General features: G+C 42.1%; 14 protein-coding genes and 1 pseudogene. 3 read left to right on the top strand and 12 right to left on the bottom strand.

The window, feature by feature from the left end; translation table 11 throughout:
* Nucleotides 1–400 precede the first annotated feature (400 nt).
* The 9 genes and pseudogenes from ACED42_RS10050 to ACED42_RS10090 all read right to left on the bottom strand — a co-directional run bounded on the left by ACED42_RS10050 (nt 401) and on the right by ACED42_RS10090 (nt 8,392).
* Entirely contained in the window at nt 401–1,654 is a 1,254-nt protein-coding gene (locus tag ACED42_RS10050; protein WP_371702433.1) for an HD-GYP domain-containing protein, read from the bottom strand.
* An 81-nt stretch (nt 1,655–1,735) separates the two neighbouring features.
* On the bottom strand, nt 1,736–2,143 hold the full coding sequence (locus ACED42_RS10055) for a VOC family protein (protein WP_029223884.1): 408 nt from the start codon (nt 2,141–2,143) through the stop codon (nt 1,736–1,738).
* A 488-nt stretch (nt 2,144–2,631) separates the two neighbouring features.
* A pseudogene (locus ACED42_RS10060) lies at nt 2,632–2,987 on the bottom strand (DUF3391 domain-containing protein); the annotation flags it as partial.
* A 108-nt stretch (nt 2,988–3,095) separates the two neighbouring features.
* Nucleotides 3,096–4,091 (bottom strand): LacI family DNA-binding transcriptional regulator, encoded by a 996-nt coding sequence (locus tag ACED42_RS10065; protein ID WP_371702434.1) that lies wholly within the window; start codon nt 4,089–4,091, stop codon nt 3,096–3,098.
* 108 nt (nt 4,092–4,199) lie between these two features.
* A complete protein-coding gene (gene chbG / locus ACED42_RS10070; protein WP_371702435.1) occupies nt 4,200–4,955 on the bottom strand; it encodes a chitin disaccharide deacetylase in 756 nt (251 codons plus the stop codon).
* Between the two features lie 16 nt (nt 4,956–4,971).
* Nucleotides 4,972–6,294 (bottom strand): 6-phospho-beta-glucosidase, encoded by a 1,323-nt coding sequence (locus ACED42_RS10075; RefSeq protein WP_371702437.1) that lies wholly within the window; start codon nt 6,292–6,294, stop codon nt 4,972–4,974.
* A gap of 10 nt (nt 6,295–6,304) precedes the next feature.
* The gene (locus ACED42_RS10080) at nt 6,305–6,616 is read right to left on the bottom strand and encodes a PTS lactose/cellobiose transporter subunit IIA (RefSeq protein WP_017100049.1); all 312 of its coding nucleotides are present in this window, start codon (nt 6,614–6,616) and stop codon (nt 6,305–6,307) included.
* Between the two features lie 48 nt (nt 6,617–6,664).
* A complete protein-coding gene (locus ACED42_RS10085; RefSeq protein WP_017100048.1) occupies nt 6,665–7,999 on the bottom strand; it encodes a PTS sugar transporter subunit IIC in 1,335 nt (444 codons plus the stop codon).
* Between the two features lie 87 nt (nt 8,000–8,086).
* Entirely contained in the window at nt 8,087–8,392 is a 306-nt protein-coding gene (locus ACED42_RS10090; RefSeq protein WP_029225390.1) for a PTS sugar transporter subunit IIB, read from the bottom strand.
* Nucleotides 8,393–8,639: 247 nt separating this feature from the next.
* On the opposite strand from ACED42_RS10090, the gene ACED42_RS10095 reads away from it, so the two are divergent.
* Nucleotides 8,640–9,923 (top strand): carbohydrate-binding protein, encoded by a 1,284-nt coding sequence (locus ACED42_RS10095; protein ID WP_269335792.1) that lies wholly within the window; start codon nt 8,640–8,642, stop codon nt 9,921–9,923.
* A 243-nt stretch (nt 9,924–10,166) separates the two neighbouring features.
* Here ACED42_RS10095 and ACED42_RS10100 read toward each other — a convergent pair whose 3' ends face one another.
* Together ACED42_RS10100 and ACED42_RS10105 are read right to left on the bottom strand one after the other, a co-directional pair.
* Nucleotides 10,167–11,312, bottom strand: a complete 1,146-nt coding sequence (locus ACED42_RS10100; RefSeq protein ID WP_371702439.1) for a HEPN domain-containing protein — start codon at nt 11,310–11,312, stop codon at nt 10,167–10,169.
* A gap of 1 nt (nt 11,313) precedes the next feature.
* A complete protein-coding gene (locus ACED42_RS10105; RefSeq protein ID WP_371702441.1) occupies nt 11,314–12,504 on the bottom strand; it encodes a DUF262 domain-containing protein in 1,191 nt (396 codons plus the stop codon).
* A gap of 254 nt (nt 12,505–12,758) precedes the next feature.
* On the opposite strand from ACED42_RS10105, the gene ACED42_RS10110 reads away from it, so the two are divergent.
* Nucleotides 12,759–13,601, top strand: coding sequence for a hypothetical protein (locus ACED42_RS10110; RefSeq protein ID WP_371702442.1), 843 nt, complete (start codon nt 12,759–12,761; stop codon nt 13,599–13,601).
* Nucleotides 13,601–15,721 carry a DNA methyltransferase gene (locus tag ACED42_RS10115; RefSeq protein ID WP_371702443.1) on the top strand — a complete coding sequence of 707 codons (2,121 nt, stop codon included), beginning with the start codon at nt 13,601–13,603 and terminating at the stop codon, nt 15,719–15,721. Before ACED42_RS10110 ends, ACED42_RS10115 begins: the two co-directional genes overlap by 1 nt.
* Nucleotides 15,722–15,867: 146 nt before the next feature.
* Here ACED42_RS10115 and ACED42_RS10120 read toward each other — a convergent pair whose 3' ends face one another.
* Nucleotides 15,868–16,278, bottom strand: a complete 411-nt coding sequence (locus ACED42_RS10120) for a hypothetical protein (RefSeq protein WP_371702444.1) — start codon at nt 16,276–16,278, stop codon at nt 15,868–15,870.
* Nucleotides 16,279–16,511 lie beyond the last annotated feature (233 nt).

A 16,511-nucleotide genomic window follows, 5' to 3' on the forward strand; every position in this document is an offset into this window, starting at 1 on the left:
TATTCATCAACGAGTGCCCACACAGATTGATAGGTTTAAATTGTTAAAGAGCTTCACTTGTTGAGCGTTCCTTTTAAGCAAGGAGCCTCTCGAAGTGGACGGCCATTCTAGCGTTTTAATTCTTAGTGTCAAACACTTATTGGGAATTAATTTCTACTTTTTAAAAGTAGGAGCGTTTAAACGCTTTAAGCTAGTTGCCTTACCAACATTCTTCGCTGAAGCCTTATGGCGTCTACCGTGTCAGTGAGGCGGCATTATAGAGATGCAGCTTTTATTGGCAAGCATTAAATGCGTTTTTTATTAAAAAAAGAGGTTAAGTGAAGACATTTCAACCAAGGGCTCATTTATACAACTTTCAACCCAAGTTTCGAACAAACTACCCACAACAACCTGTGGATAACTACTCGCAATTATCAAAAAAGTAAGATAAACGAGCCCTAGGGTTTAGATATTCTCTAACTTGCTCCGGTAACTTGCTTGGATTAACTGCATTGACAATTTTTATCTCTTTAGTAAATAGGTCAATGATCGGGGCTTGGGTTCTTGGAACGCTAGGATCATAGATCAGTACGTTCGGATAAAGCATATGTTTGGCATTAACCGAAATCACGATTCCAATTGATTCATTGGAAAGCTGCACGACAGTACCCGGCGGATAGACTCCCATGAACTTAACTAATAGGCTCAAATTATCCTGACTATATAGATGTTTGCAGTTCTTATATAAGTGGGACAATGCCAAGTATGGGATCATTTGTTGAGATTGCGCTTTACCATGACAAAGATTATCGAATGCGTTAGCCACTGAAACTATTTTGGTAAGTTCATCTATCTCTTCTTCTTTTAAGCCTTCAGGATAACCAGAGCCATCATTCATTTCATGATGTTGAACGATTACTTTTTTGGCACTTTCAGGAAAGTCATCAATTCCAGAGACAATATCAGCACCATATTTCGTATGAAGTTTTAGGTAATTCTCTTCCGGTGCTGTCAGCGTACTCTGCTTTCTAAGTATTGCAGCTGGTATTTTGATCTTTCCTACATCATGGAACAAAGCAGCAAAAGAAAGCGCTTTCAATTGTTGAGTATTGTAGCCTTTAGCTTTACCTATCATTAACGCAACGACAGAGACATTTAATGTATGAAAGTAAATGTCTTCAAAGTCAGCTTTAGCATTCATAAGATGTAAGGTAACGCTATCGTCACTTGCCAGTATTTCAACAATATCATCAACTAGACTTTTAACCTCTCCTACCGCATCTATAGGTCGGTTACGAATTTTTGTCATTACTGAACGCATTCGAGCAAGCGAGCGCTCGAACTCTTTCTCACAATGACTGACTCTACGACGGTAAGAGCTTAGGGTTTCGATACGTTCATGCTTATCTTTCCACATCCTTTCAGTTTCAAGGCTTATCTGTAGATCTGAATCGGCCCCTTTCTCTATCTCGTGATTAGAAGGTAAAGGTGCAGTATCGCTTTGACTTAGATTTATATAGACATGCTTAATCCCAAGATGCCGAATTATTTTCACTTGAGCGTCATCTTTTATTTTGAAGCTGTTGAATAAAAATGGGTGTTCGTTCCATTTTAGGGGGAGTCGTATGTGTAGGCCGGGCTGGATGCGATCTACAGTAATCTTTATGCTGCCCATATTTATATAATATTGATTAATAATCTATATTTATAATTCTAATAAAACCACACGGGAATTTCACTATCCAATTTCACAGGTTCAACTTAAAGAATCACAATGCACCATCCAACGAATACCGAACTTATCTTCCACTTTACCAAATCTAGCGCCCCAAAACGTATCTGCGAGTGGCGTCATTATTCGCCCTCCTTGTTTAAGCTTCTCAAAAATTTTCTCTTGAGTCGCGGTATCCTCGGTAACCAAGGAAAGTGCCAGATTGTTCCCTTCAAGTTCTTTAGCTTTAACGCCATCAGACATCATGAGCTTCATACCAAATGCTTCGAACTCAGCGTGCATAACCCAACTAGGTTGTGCCCCCTCTATTACCTGAGGAGCATCACTAAAGAGTTGCTTCGATAAAACAACACCACCAAAGCATTTATGATAAAAATCTAACGCTTCACTACAACGACCATCAAAAAACAAGTAAGGGGTTACTGTCAGCATATGTTTCTCCTCTATTAGTCCTTTAAACATAGACAATAGACGTGAGAATGACAGATAACATTCTGATTTAAGATAATTAATTTACTAAGGAATCGCATTACGAACGGAAACGATAATATTTTGGAATGGCACAATAAGAACTGACTGATTGGACAGGCGTTCCTGCCGCTACTACGAAGGCAACGTTTTCTGCTCTCCAGATACAACAAAGCCCCGACTTGAGTCGAGGCTTTGTCATCTAAATATGGTACCGCTAGGCAGGCTTGAACCGCCATGCCCGAAGGCAACGAATTTTGAAAGCGTGAAGGTTACCGATACTTACTTAGATCTACAGGTACCTATTTTGTTCTCAGGTTGTCAGCAACTAGATCTAGATGTATCGGCTTAACTTTCGAGTATTCACATGACACTCGCACAACCAAAACCTGGACAGGATGAGTACAACCTCCCCCATTTAGTTCGCACAACGAAATTTATGGTAAATCAATCATTATTGAGGATGCTTGCGACAATTCTTTCTCACAATGACTGACTCTACGACGGTAAGAGCTTAGGGTTTCGATACGTTCATGCTTATCTTTCCACATCCTTTCAGTTTCAAGGCTTATCTGTAGATCTGAATCGGCCCCTTTCTCTATCTCGTGATTAGAAGGTAAAGGTGCAGTATCGCTTTGACTTAGATTTATATAGACATGCTTAATCCCAAGATGCCGAATTATTTTCACTTGAGCGTCATCTTTTATTTTGAAGCTGTGAATAAAAATGGGGGGTCATTCCATTTTAGGGGGAGTCGTATATGTAGGCCGGGCTGGGTGCGATCTACTGTAAGTTTAATGTCTGCCACTTTTCCACTACTGACTTTTCTTTATAATCTTTTAATAATAGATTTTGTAAACGAATTCATCAATAAACACGCCATGTAGATGGTGTGCAGTATGGCTTTAAATAGAAGCTATATGGGCCTCTCTGCTTTGCGTATTTTCAAATGAGTTTCAAAGAGCAGCTTGTTCTCTAATTGCTGATCCTTTACTAGTCCCATAAGTGTTTGTACTGCGGCTCTAGCCATATCACTGATAGGGAAATGTACTGCTGATACCGTTGGATAAAGGCTTTCACATAAATCAACACTATCAAAGCTCACCATCGAGATTTTCTCTGGGACCGGGATTTTATGTTCATGTAGAAATTGCATAGCGCCAACCGTCATCTCCTCACTACAAGAAAAAAGGGCGGTCATTTCTTGATGTCGTCTATATATAGCAGCCATTACATCGTAACCACTTTGACGTCCGTAATCCCCTTCTTCACACCAGCTCTCATCAATTTCAATCCCTGCGCTTGTCATTGCATCGACATAACCAAGCTTCCTCAGCAAACTATTATGCCGTTGTGAAGGTCCCATAATACAAGCAATGTTTCTGTGACCATTTGTTATAAGGTGCTCTACAGCAATACGACTCGCACCATAATGATTAAACGTAACACATCGTTCTTCAATACCTTCTACATGGCGATCTAGCAATACAAATGGTGTCGGCAACTTGGCAAGTTCACGTAAGTCATCATCAGAAAGGTAGCGACTATGGAGCACATACCCATCACAGCGAAGATCATGAAAACGTTGAATCGCCTCTCGCTCACCATCTGCAGAATGATGGCCTTGCGCGGTAATCAGGAACTTTTCATGGGTGTCTAATTCAGTTTGAACTTGCTCCATCATCTCCCCAAAGAACCCACCTGTATAGTAGGTCACTAACAAGCCAACCATGTTGCTTGATGAAGTAGCGAGAGAGCGAGCAATAGCACTTGGGCGATAATTGAGCTGTGCCATGGCCGCTTCGACTTTTTTTCTTGTCTCGTCTCGAAACTTACCCTCCCCATTAATAATACGAGAAACGGTAGAGCGGTTTACTCCGGCGAGTTCGGCGACATCTTTAATCCTTGCCATATGACTACTTAATCCAACTACTTGTTTTATTGAAAAGGGAGACCAAAAATAAAGCGGCCACCAGCAAATCGTAAGGTGATTATAGGGGGTCGACGCTGGCAGCCTAAATCATACACTGACGGCTTGATGAGAAGAACTAAGTGCAGAGTAATCCGTGACTGCGATACCACACTGAAGAAGTTCCTGTTTAAGTATCGAAGAGGTCAGTACTTGTAGCTCCAACTCTCGCTGTAATGCGTAACCACTTTTATGTATTAGAGGTTTATCGATTTCTGCAGGATGGCACATCACTTCGACAATATCGTATTGAGCCTTTAGTCTGAGCAAGTTCCTCATTAGTCCATCTAAATTCACGCCCTGGTCGTAAAACTCATCAGTAAAGAAATATCGAGTAGAATTACTTTCATGGCATAGTCCACTCCCACGTAAAGGCACTCGATACTTTGCAGCAAGCTCCCTAATTACGGGCAGTAATTGAGGGTGAGTGTGTGCATGATGGTGGCTGTCGAGATGACTCAGGGATAAACCTAAAGCAAGGAAATGCTCTACCTGACTTTCAGCTTCTTCATACACTACCTTGGCATCGAAATCTTGTTTCTTCCACAGGTCAGCGTAACTAACAAACTCCTCCTTATTGTTGGTAAGATTAGGGTGCCCCGTTATTGGATCCCCCGCTGTAAAACGCAGATGCACGCCAATTTTTAAATCTGGATTTTGTTTCGCCAACTCAACAGCATGCTTCTCTGCATCCATGCCTACCATCATAGTGGTCGAGTTAACAACGCCTTGCTGGTGTGCTTTGATGATTCCAATATTTACTCCTGACGTTAAGCCAAAGTCATCTGCGTTAAAAATCACTTTCATGACGATACAACCTTATCTATAACGTTGTTAATTTGAATTGAGGAAGGTATGACGCATTGACTCTTAATATGTCATCCAAAATGGATTTCGCCCGACCAATATCAGGCACTAGCGGATTATTGGTCAACGCCATAAGTGCTTTGTCATAACTGCCTTCAACGGCGGCTTCAATCGCCAATTGTTCGTAAGCCTTCACTTGATAGAGCAAACCTTTGATGTTGTTAGATAGCTCCCCTACCGCGAGTGGTTTTGCCCCCCAACTACCAATCACTGCACTACACTCAATCACAGCACTATCTGGCAAACTGTTAATGGCCCCATTATTTAACACGTTAACGACGTGAATACTGTTGCGGTTGTTATAAATCGAATCAACTAGGTTCAATGACGCGTCGGAATAATAAGCTCCGCCTCGTTCCTCTAGTTCCTTCGGTTTATGGTCCAAATTAGGGTCTTGATACAACTTAAAAAGGGCTGATTCTGTTTCCATGACTTGTTCAGCACGGGTACCTTGCTCCCTAGCACTCTTTTTCTCTTCTGCTAACATAGCGTCGGTCTGATAAAAATAGCGATGGTAAGGACAAGGAATAGCACCTAAAGCTTTAAGGAAAGCAGGGTCCCATGGCTCTTCCCAAATATTTTTCATACTGAAGTTGGCACCATCTCCGACTTTTTCCAATACAGTTTGAGTAATATCTTCCCCTCTAAGCCATGCTTTGTGTACCCATACCAAGTGATTCAAACCTGCGAACTCAAGCTGCAATTCTTTTGGCTCACAATCCATCATTTCAGCGATCATCATCTCCATCGAGACTGGTACATTGCACAAGCCAAGACTCTTCACTTTGGAGTGTTTACTCACTGCTTCAGAAACTAAGCCTGCTGGGTTTGTGAAATTCAGCATCCATGCATTTGGCGCTAACTCTTCAATGTCTTTACAAATATCGAGAATCACAGGGATGGTTCGTAGTGCTTTGGCAAAGCCACCTGGCCCAGTGGTTTCTTGACCGATAACGTCATACTTGATGGGGATACGTTCGTCATTAGCTCGTGCAGCTAAGCCTCCTACTCTAAATTGAGTCATTACAAAGTCAGCACCTTTGATGGCTTCTCGACGATCAAATCCCGCTTTGATTTCAATATCGGCGCCAGCCTTGTCAACCATACGCTGAGCTAACCCTTTGATGATTTCGAGCTTCTCTGCCCCCACTTCGATATCAACAAAGTGCATTTGTTTCACTGGTAGAAATTCCAAGCGCTTGATAACGCCCTCAACGAGTTCTGGTGTATAGCTACTACCACCACCAATGATGGCAAGTTTGATTGCATCTCTCGACATAATTGCTTCCCTACTTCTCTGCAAGTTGCTTGTTCAATGCGACGATTTCAACGGCCATTTCTTGAGCCAATATTGTGGTCATTAAGTGATCTTGAGCATGCACCATCACTAAGGTCATTGGCACTTTGCCTTCTCCCTGATCTTCTTCAATTAGTTGAGTTTGAACCAAATGCGCCTTGTTAATACATTCTCTTGCTTGGGATAGCTTTTCTTCAGCCGTTGCAAAATCTTTTTCTCTAGATAGACGCAATGCTTCATAGCTTAAGCTTCTGGCCTCGCCCGCATTACAGATAATTTCCATTACCACTAATTCTTGTTCCATATCTTCTCTCCAGAAAGGAGGGCTGCCAAATGACAGCCCAAATAATCATTAGGCTGTCACGCCTTCGCCTGTTGGTTTTTCTGCATTTTTCGTTTCTTTATTAGTTGGTAGCTCTTGCTCCAGCACCTGTTTCTCGAACATTTTGAAGAAAGGTAAATAAATGAAAAGGTCGAGAATAAGAAGAGCAATAACCAACAACACTGGTGAGAACGTCCAACCACTACCCCATGAGGCCCCTATGATTGCAGGGGTTGTCCAAGGTGTTGTCGCCACCCCCATACCAACAAAACCAAGATGTATAGCAAAATAAGCGATGGTTGCGTTTAAGATTGGCGCGAAAACGAATGGAATAAACAAAATTGGGTTCATCACAATTGGGCTACCAAAGATCACCGGTTCATTGATTTGGAAGAAACCCGGCACCGCACTCATGCGACCTATACTTTTGAGGTGCGCTGAACGGCTGAAAGACATCAACAAGACTAGCGCTAGAGTTGCACCCGAACCACCAATGAAGATGTAGAAATCCCAGAAGGGCTGAGTAAATACATTTGGAATTGGTTGACCGGCAACAAACGCATCGATGTTGACGCTAATATTTGTAAGGAAGATTGGAGACAATAGTCCAACAACGATCGCTGCACCGTGAATGCCTGCAAACCATAATAATTGGCAAACAAGCAGCGCGCCGATGATCGCTGGTAAGGTATTTGAAGCACTGATCAGTGGTTTAAACATTGCCATCACCGCATCTGGGATCAGCATGTCGTATTGAGTCTGAACAAAAATACTTAATGGATATAACGTAATGAAAATCGCTAAGACAGGTAAAAGAACTTCAAAAGAACGAGCGATTGCAGGTGGGACCTGCTCTGGCATACGAATCGTAATGTTATGCTTCTTCATAAAGCGGTAGAGTTCTACCGAGAAGAAAGCACACATGACAGCAGTAAAGATACCAGTACCACCCATGTGCTTCATCGCCAAGGCACCATCTTTTGCAGGTGCAGCAACTAATAAAAAGCTCATGAGCGATAATACTGCGCTGGTGATTCCATCCATTTTGTACGCTTTAGCCAAGCTATAGGCGACCCCAAGCGAGACAAATATGGTCATTATCCCCATCGACATATTAAACGGCATCATAATAGTATCGAAATGCGTCGTCGCAAAGTCCAACCATATTTGACCTAAAGTAAACGAGGTACCCTCTTCAAATGGGGGGAAAGCAAAAATCAAAATAAAGCTACCGACAATAATAAACGGCATTGCCACAATAAACCCGTCTCTCATTGCTCTAACATGGGGCTGATTACCCACTTTAGCCGCTATTGGGGCTATATGCTTTTCGACGATTCCTATAATCGCATCATAAAGCTTCATAGAGTCCATCCTTATTTTCAGACAAAAGAATCCCGCACCAAACATTAATATTCAGTGGTACTCTTATTTATATTTAAAATTATTGAATTAGTTAATCAGATCTAAAGCTTGCTGTAGTACTTCTTCCCCTTTCATCATTCCATAAGCCTGGGGGGAAATCGCTTCTATATTTTTACCATGCTCTTGTGCGGTTTTACGTAGTTCTTCTAGCTGGAAACGAACCTGAGGACCAAGTAAGCAAACATCGTACTCTTTGATAGCCTCATCGAACGCGTTCACAGACAAAGCATTAATCTCACATACAATTCCTTGTTTTTCAGCTGCTTGCTCCATTTTCTTAACCAGCATACTGGTCGACATTCCTGCGCTACAGCATAAAAGGATCTTTTTCATAGCCTTACTCCCATTGTGTAAATTTCAACCTGCAAAAATTGTAGCAAAAATAACCAACGCAAAAAAGCGCAACCGGTTGCATTGTTCGTGAACTGAATCCCACTTTAGAAAATACGGCCTATTTTTTACTAATTATTTAGGTCTAGGATAAAAGCCAGAAAGAAATTAAAAGCAACAACCTATATTTATAACTATCAATATATTATTTCTGACAACGTCATAATTAATTTCTACTAAGGAATATAAAATGAAATTAAATAAACTGGCTATGATTACACTTTTAGGCACTGCCCTATCTCAATTTTCTCATGCCCAAGAAGCACCAAAAGGTACCATATATTTAACCTTCGATGACGGCCCTATTAATGCATCTATCGATGTAATTAATGTGCTGAATGAACAAGGTATTAAAGGTACTTTTTATTTTAATGCTTGGCATTTAGATGGCATTGGTGATGAAAATGAAGATCGTGCTTTAGAGGCCTTAAAACTTGCTCTTGATACGGGGCATATCGTGGCTAACCACAGTTACGCACACATGATTCATAACTGTGTTGAAGAGTTTGGCCCTAACAGTGGCGCAGAGTGTAATTCAACCGGCGATCATCAAATCAACTCTTACCAAGATCCTGCTCATGATGCGGGTACTTTTACCGAAAACTTAGCCGTGTTAGAACGATACTTACCAAGTATCAACAGCTATCCAAACTATCGTGGAGAGGAATTTGCTCGACTGCCTTACACCAATGGCTGGCGTGTAACAAAGAACTTTAAGGCAGATGGTTTATGTGCAACATCTGATGATTTTAAACCTTGGGAGCCTGGTTACTTCTGTGACACTGAAAACCCTTCAAACAGTGTTAAGGCCTCGATTGAAGTGCAAAACATCTTAGCGAATAATGGATACCAAACCCATGGTTGGGACTTAGACTGGGCACCTGAGAACTGGGGCATAGCGATGCCAGCAAACAGCTTAACAGAAGCAAAACCATTCCTTACCTATGTTAATGCAGCGCTTAATAGTTGTGCACCAACTACCATTAATCCTATCAACTCCAAAGCACAAGAATTTCCTTGTGGTACGCCGTTACACGCAGACAAAGTGATCGTGTTAACGCATGAATTCTTATTTGAAGATGGTAAACGTGGTATGGGAGCAACCAAAAATTTACCTAAGTTAGCTAAGTTCATTCAAATAGCTCAAGAAGCAGGATATGTCTTCGACACCATGGATAACTACACTCCGGTTTGGCAAGTTGGCAGCGCATACGCAGCTGGCGATTACGTCACTCACTCAGGCACCGTTTACAAAGCCGTAACGACACACGTTGCACAACAAGACTGGGCGCCATCTTCAACCTCTAGCCTTTGGACTAATGCCGACCCAGCAACCAATTGGACGCTAAACGTTGCTTATGAGGAAAGTGAAGTAGTGACATATCAAGGTTTACGTTACCTAGTAAACGTACCACACGTATCACAAGCCGAGTGGACTCCAAATACACAGAAAACCTTGTTCACAGCTCTATAGACTGTTCCTACTATCACCATGTAGTAGTTTGCGCGAGGCATACCCCTCGCGCTTTTTTCTTTTTGGGGATTCAGAAATAACAAAGCCCCGACTTGAGTCGAGGCTTTGTTATTTAAATATGGTACCGGTAGGCGGACTTGAACCGCCACGCCCGAAGGCAACGGATTTTGAATTCCTTACATGGTCTTTTAGCTAGTTGGATTTACTAGGATCTTGTTAGAGATTAAAGACCATAACTTAGGATTATTTTGGATCTAAATTACGTACTTTTGACACAGAGATTTCACGGTTAGTCATCGTACTAGCAACAACAAAGTCTACCTTGATTCCGCAGTCCAGTGCATTTGGAAAGTCCATTTCATCAACGGGTTCTTTATTCAACACGATACCTTGCACAGAGCCTTTCAAAAGCTTGTCACCAGATTTAGGATTGTGAGCATAAATCTCATCACCAACCCTGATCGTGAAGGTGTCGTCATCAGCATCTAAGACTTTACCTTTAAAGCCAAAGCAGGATGCTTGTGCGTATGCTTTGTTGGCATTACCAAGTACCTGACGTTCTTTTCCATGAAAGGTGATCTCTTGGAATGAACGATACAGGATATCCCCTAAAGCAACACCAAAGTGCTTGAGAAACTCTGCTCGCTCTACGATCAAATCCAAGCTTTCAATTGGCCCTTCAAACGCGCCATGAGCAATTTCATTCCGCAGCTGAGCAAGTTCACCTAGCTCAGACTCCAACCAAGATTTGAGAACCTCTTTATCTTCAGGTACATCCTGGGCTTGGCGAACAGCCAGTTTATCTGAGACAGCATTCAAACCGAGAGTACGATCAGCAATGCACTTCTCACCCAGCTGTGCAAAGTGCGATTGAATCAGCTCATACCTAAAGTTAGCGGTATGAACCGAAAATGCCTTACTATTCAGCGTATAATCATCATCCTCTTGGAAAAATGAATGCAAGTTGGCGACTACCTGCTTCTCACACTCTCGTTTTTCAACGGCGTCTTGTTTTTTGTCCCATGCAATCTTCTTGAGAAACTGCATAGACAGGTCAAGATGCCGGTCTTTGATTTCTTTGGGCAAGGCAGAAACTGGAATTATGGCGTCATTGATGCTGCTGATAAACTCTTCAGCCAGTTTCTCAAGGTAGCTCTCAAGGTATCCGTACAGCGAAATTATCGAGTTGGTATAAGTGAACTCTTTGGATGCAGTACCGGAAGGGCGTACCACGTCTTTCAAATGCTCTCGAACCATATCGTACAACGGATTCGATGAATCACACGCCTTCACTAGGTTACGAAAGAAATCATCCTTCAGGTCTTCGCTAATTAAATGCAGAATCAGCTTGTCGATGTTATCTGAGAATTCATCCGTACTGATAAACATATCATACGAACCCTTCAAAGAATTTAGCTAATAGATTTTCGCGTTCCTTTAGCGCAGACTCATTTACGTTACGACCGCCAAATGCTTCATAATTAGCTTGATAAAAGCCCTCAATCGCTGCGACGATCTCAGTCTTACTTGATACTAAAACTGCTTTATTGTCCAAATTCTGGCTCAACACAAGCATCATAGGGTCGTAAACAGCTATGGTAGAGCGGTCATACCAAGACCAATTGCCTTTGCGCTCACGGTATAACTGGAATGCTTGCTCGCCGAAAATATCGTAAGCAAGGTCAATCGTTTGATTGAAGATATCAGCCAAACTATCCAGAACTTCCTGCGAGAAGTAGTTACCCTTTTCAAGAAAACGATCCAAGTAACTCTCTAAAGAGCCAGTATGAAGATCATGTTTCTGACGATATGCGAAGAAACGAAGTACTAACTCTACATCGTACATTGTTTTGAACAACTTATTGGACGCACGTTCTGAGTGAATTCCATCACTTCCATCAACATGAGGTGGAATCCCCCATGTACTGCATAACGACTCATTTTCAGATAGGCGGATACACAAACGGTTTAACTTCCCATCAAAGTTAGCATTGCGTTTTTCTTGAGATTCTAACTTCTCACCACCACTGTTGATGCGATCAAACACCATTTGCTTTAGTTGCTCAGCTTGCTCTGGCGTTTTTGCTGTTTCGTTCAGCAGAATAATCGAAGAGATATAGCGACGGTCGATACCCTGCTTCACCAACTTAGGTAGTTCATGATAGCGCTTGTCATTTAGTTCAGGCCATTTGGTCAAGCCTTCTAGCGGGAATTCATTCTCGTAGAACGATGATATTGCGGTTAAACGCTGAAGACCGTCCATAACTTCATAGCATGAGTAGTCGTATTCATACAGAAATATCGGAGGCAGTGGAACGTTCATAATTAGCGACTCGATTAACGCTGAACGTTTTGCATTTGACCAACGATGACGACGTTGGTATTCAGGGTTCATTTTATACTCTTCAGTATTCTTAACCATCGATGCAATAGTGTTCAAAGGGTAACGAGCCTGTTCAGTAACAATTCGAATTTCACCTTCACGGTATTTTTTATTGATAGCATCATCTGACATGGTTACAACAGGAACCTTACCGTCATTCAACTTCAGTTTCTCGCCTTCTAGTAGTTCTATGTCCATTCACGCCTCTTCCAGGCAAGTCCCTGGTTGTAGTTATTCGAAAGTTGAGCTCATTTTAACACTGAACCCGTCATAGGTCTTTGAACTTAGTACGCAAAAAATAAAGGCCGTTATAACAAAAGCATGTGGTAAATAACGGCCTTTAGGTTAATTTAATCTAAGTAACGGCCTTTATTTTAATATAACGGCCTTTATTTTGTCCGAATCCTCGGTTACGATTTGTATGAATCGAAACTGAGATAAGGAACAAGATTATGACTCCAAGTACACACCGCATCGTCAAAGCAGTTTACGACCACTTCTACGGAATGGTAGTCAATGGTGAAATCCCGATTGATTTGAGAGCACCTTCATTGGTCGGCACAACTCAGGATGACCCATTTGATAACTTGGTTTTGGATACGATTGCTAGTTCATTTCCTGAATGGGAAGTTGTAAGCGCTGGTAAATTGACTACCCCCGACGTAGTCATTCGTCATCGCAAATATACGGACGTTATTGTTGGACTTGAAGTTAAGAAGCTAATTCAGAAAGCAAATGGCGCTGATTCTCGTGGATTAACCATTGACTATAACAGCTGTCTTCCGTGTGGGAAGATGGAGATTAAAGTTGGAAGTGAAGTAGTAGCAATTCCTGTTTATTACTTCTTTGCATTGCTATCTAACGACAGCACTAGCATTAAAACGCTAGCGATCATTGACGGTGACTTCATCAACAACAACTTTGAACTTCATAAAGAAGCAAAGCTTGCTAACGTCAGCGAGTATAAGCATGGCTCTTACGGTGAAGGTTCAGTTCGTCACCGAGCTATGTACACATACGCTAACCCATTGAACAGCAAACTCGACTGTTTCTTTGAGCGTAAGGTACTAGTTGTTCCTGTTGAAGCATTGGAAGAATTATCCTGTGATGAACTCGTAACTGAGTTTATAATCCGCACAGACATCCACGAAAATCAGTTCAAGTTTGCAGTACTGGATAACAATAAACCAAATACCGATGGACCACGAGAGATAGATGACTTATTTGACAAAGTGAAGGCTCGTAAGCCAAAGCACAGAAACGTCGCCTCGATGGTCGTCTTAGACGAGATTTAATGAAAGTTATAGAGAACGATTTTCCGTTTGAAACAATAGACCCAATCGCAGAAAACGAAAGCTACCGAAAGGAAATCAACAGGCCGATCTATCATATCCACAAATGGTGGGCTAAACGACTAGGAAGCGTATTTCGCTCTATCGTTTCAGGCTCATTAGCTGAGAATGAATGGCCAGATTTCCATTCCAACCAAAATTACCAAGGTAGTGTCATTCTGGATCCATTCATGGGTTCAGGCACTACTCTAGGCGAAGCAGCCAAGCTAGGCGCAAAAGTCATTGGTTGTGACGTCAACCCAGTGAGTACTTTCCTAGTTCGCCAAGCTCTAACGAACGTCGATGCTCAAACACTAACCGACGAGTTTGACTCAATCGAAGAAAACGTTAAAGACGAAATTCTTGGCTATTATAAAACGATAGTTCCTGGAACAAACCAACCAACTCAAGCACTGTACTACTTCTGGGTCAAAGAGGTTCAGACTCCCTCTGGGGAACGGATTCCACTGCTAAGCAGTTACGTGTTTAGCAAGAATGCCTACGCTAGCAAAAAACCAGAAGCGCAACTACTTTGCCCTCATTGCGGTGGAATATTCCAAGCGAAGTACAACTCGAAATCTGAAGACTGTCCTGAATGTAACGAAAACTTTAACCCTCAGAATGGTCCTGTCGATCGTGCTTTCGTAACCGATAGCAATGGCGACAAGCACAAAATCAAAGACCTGATTAATGCGCAAGACGGTGTACCTTGCCATCGCTTATACGCAATCATGGCTTTGAACGTGGCAGGAGAGAAAGTCTACATCAAACCAACCGATTACGACTTCAATCTACTTGAACGAGCATCACAAAGACTTGCTGAAATCCAAGATGAACTACCACTTCCAACGATGGAAGTTCGTCCAGGTCACAATACCAACCAGGCAAGAGGGTATAACTACAATCATTGGCGTGATTTCTTCAATGACCGTCAGCTTTTGACTTTAGGCATTTTGCTGCAACGCATTCTTCGCATCGAAGATACTGTCATTCGTGACCATTTCGTATGTTTATTCAGCGGTACGTTAGAGTTCAACAACTTGTTCTGTTCATTCAAAGGTGAAGGTACAGGCGCAGTGCGCCATATGTTCTCAAATCACATCTTGAAACCAGAACGTACTCCTCTGGAAAATACCGTTTGGGGGGTTGATGGTAAGAGCAGTGGCTCATTCTCTGGACTATTCCGTAGCCGATTACTAAAGGCTAAAGCGTACCTGAACAATCCGTTCGACTTAGCAATCGAAGAAGTCTACGACAGCAAAAAAGGTAAGATGGTCAAGAAGAGTACGAAACCTCTTTGCAGCGACCCAATTGACCATGTCCTTTGCACTGAGTATGAAGAGTTCGCAAACCACAATCGAGCAGCCTTGGTGCTGAATGGTGACAGCGGACAACTTCCGATCCCTGATAGTTCAGTCGATGCAGTCGTGACCGATCCTCCGTACTTTGACTTTGTCCATTACAGTGAATTGAGTGATTTCTTCTACGCTTGGCTTAGCAATGCACTAGGTGACGAGTACGATTATCTAGCTCGCGAAGACTCTTCGCATGAGAACGAAGTTCAAGACAAAGACAACGTGAACTTTGCTCGTAAGATTCAGAATATCTTCGAAGAGTGTCATCGTGTTCTAGTCGATGATGGCCTAATGAGCTTCAGTTATCACCATTCAGACATCAAAGGTTGGATGGCAATCTACAATGCGGTTACACGTGCTGGTTTTGATATCATTGCTGCTCACCCAGTAAAAGCTGAAATGGCAGTTGCAGCACCGAAAGCCTTATCAAAAGACCCAATCAACCTTGATGCAATCTTGGTTTGTAAGAAAGAACAAGAACCTCCTCACTTTGATAATGCAGAGGCTGAAGTTGAACAACGTTACAACGCATATGTTGACCGTTTTGAAGCAATCGAACGAAATCTAAGTGATGGTGATAAGTTTGTTATTGCATGCTCTCAAGCCATTTCTGTTGCTTCATGCTTTGATATGACTGAAGAAGATGCATTAGTGTTCACTGAATGGGCTGTGAATACTTTGGTTTTAAATAAACCCATGGAGCAACATTGCTTATATTTTAAGTATTAAGGCCATTGGCTTTTACAGTTTTCGATAACACTGTAAAGCATAGCGCTAGCTTCTACACTATTAGACCTTCAACGAAGTTCGCTATGTATGAATCACAGACAATAAAAATTTGGAGCAGCCATATAACATAGCTGCTCCCATGTTAATTACCCCATCATTTCATAAAATAAGCAATTAAGTACAGTTTCACCCAACACCGTGATCCACTCATCAAACTCATCCACAAACCTTATCTTCGGCAAAACATACTTAGTCGAAATATCATCAATCGACAGATTCTCAATCTCACCTTTATTCTTAGCACGACGAGCCTTGTCATTCAGCGAAGTAACCGCCTTACCTAAATCACCACCAGTAACCAGTGTAGGGTTAGCAAGCAACAGATGACGTGCAGATGAATAGAGCTTACCTTGGTAGAGCATCGGTTTAGATTGTCCTTTCAACTTCTCACACTCGGTATGCGCAATCGACAACGCTTCCTCTACAGATATGCCAACCTTTATGCGATTCATCAGCGTACTTTGCGCCATACCAAGCTCTTTAGCAGCCTGACGCATACTTGAGTACTCAGTGCCGTCTATAACGACTTTCTTGCGGTACGGTGTCGTAGGGCGAGCCTCAAGTTCAAGGGCTTGCTCTAGTGTTCAGCCAAACTTTGTTACGCGTTCATTAACCAATTTTGGATTTAAGCCATAGTGACGCGCTGCAGCAGTGCGAGAGGTGAATGTAAGACCTTCTACGGTTAATGTTTTAGTATTTTTCATCGGTATTATTCCCGTAATTCAGATAA

This window comes from Vibrio sp. FF145 (genome assembly GCF_041439075.1).
Taxonomy (GTDB): domain Bacteria; phylum Pseudomonadota; class Gammaproteobacteria; order Enterobacterales; family Vibrionaceae; genus Vibrio; species Vibrio tasmaniensis_A.

Coding starts and splice junctions, on each gene's coding strand:
- ACED42_RS10085 (WP_017100048.1), bottom strand. CDS start 7,999: ATGAAGCTTTATGATGCGATTATAGGAATCGTCGAAAAGCATATAGCC.
- ACED42_RS10050 (WP_371702433.1), bottom strand. CDS start 1,654: ATGGGCAGCATAAAGATTACTGTAGATCGCATCCAGCCCGGCCTACAC.
- ACED42_RS10120 (WP_371702444.1), bottom strand. CDS start 16,278: ATGCGTCAGGCTGCTAAAGAGCTTGGTATGGCGCAAAGTACGCTGATG.
- ACED42_RS10080 (WP_017100049.1), bottom strand. CDS start 6,616: ATGGAACAAGAATTAGTGGTAATGGAAATTATCTGTAATGCGGGCGAG.
- ACED42_RS10065 (WP_371702434.1), bottom strand. CDS start 4,091: ATGGCAAGGATTAAAGATGTCGCCGAACTCGCCGGAGTAAACCGCTCT.
- ACED42_RS10100 (WP_371702439.1), bottom strand. CDS start 11,312: ATGTTTATCAGTACGGATGAATTCTCAGATAACATCGACAAGCTGATT.
- ACED42_RS10105 (WP_371702441.1), bottom strand. CDS start 12,504: ATGGACATAGAACTACTAGAAGGCGAGAAACTGAAGTTGAATGACGGT.
- ACED42_RS10090 (WP_029225390.1), bottom strand. CDS start 8,392: ATGAAAAAGATCCTTTTATGCTGTAGCGCAGGAATGTCGACCAGTATG.
- ACED42_RS10095 (WP_269335792.1), top strand. CDS start 8,640: ATGAAATTAAATAAACTGGCTATGATTACACTTTTAGGCACTGCCCTA.
- ACED42_RS10110 (WP_371702442.1), top strand. CDS start 12,759: ATGACTCCAAGTACACACCGCATCGTCAAAGCAGTTTACGACCACTTC.
- ACED42_RS10115 (WP_371702443.1), top strand. CDS start 13,601: ATGAAAGTTATAGAGAACGATTTTCCGTTTGAAACAATAGACCCAATC.
- ACED42_RS10055 (WP_029223884.1), bottom strand. CDS start 2,143: ATGCTGACAGTAACCCCTTACTTGTTTTTTGATGGTCGTTGTAGTGAA.
- chbG (WP_371702435.1), bottom strand. CDS start 4,955: ATGAAAGTGATTTTTAACGCAGATGACTTTGGCTTAACGTCAGGAGTA.
- ACED42_RS10075 (WP_371702437.1), bottom strand. CDS start 6,294: ATGTCGAGAGATGCAATCAAACTTGCCATCATTGGTGGTGGTAGTAGC.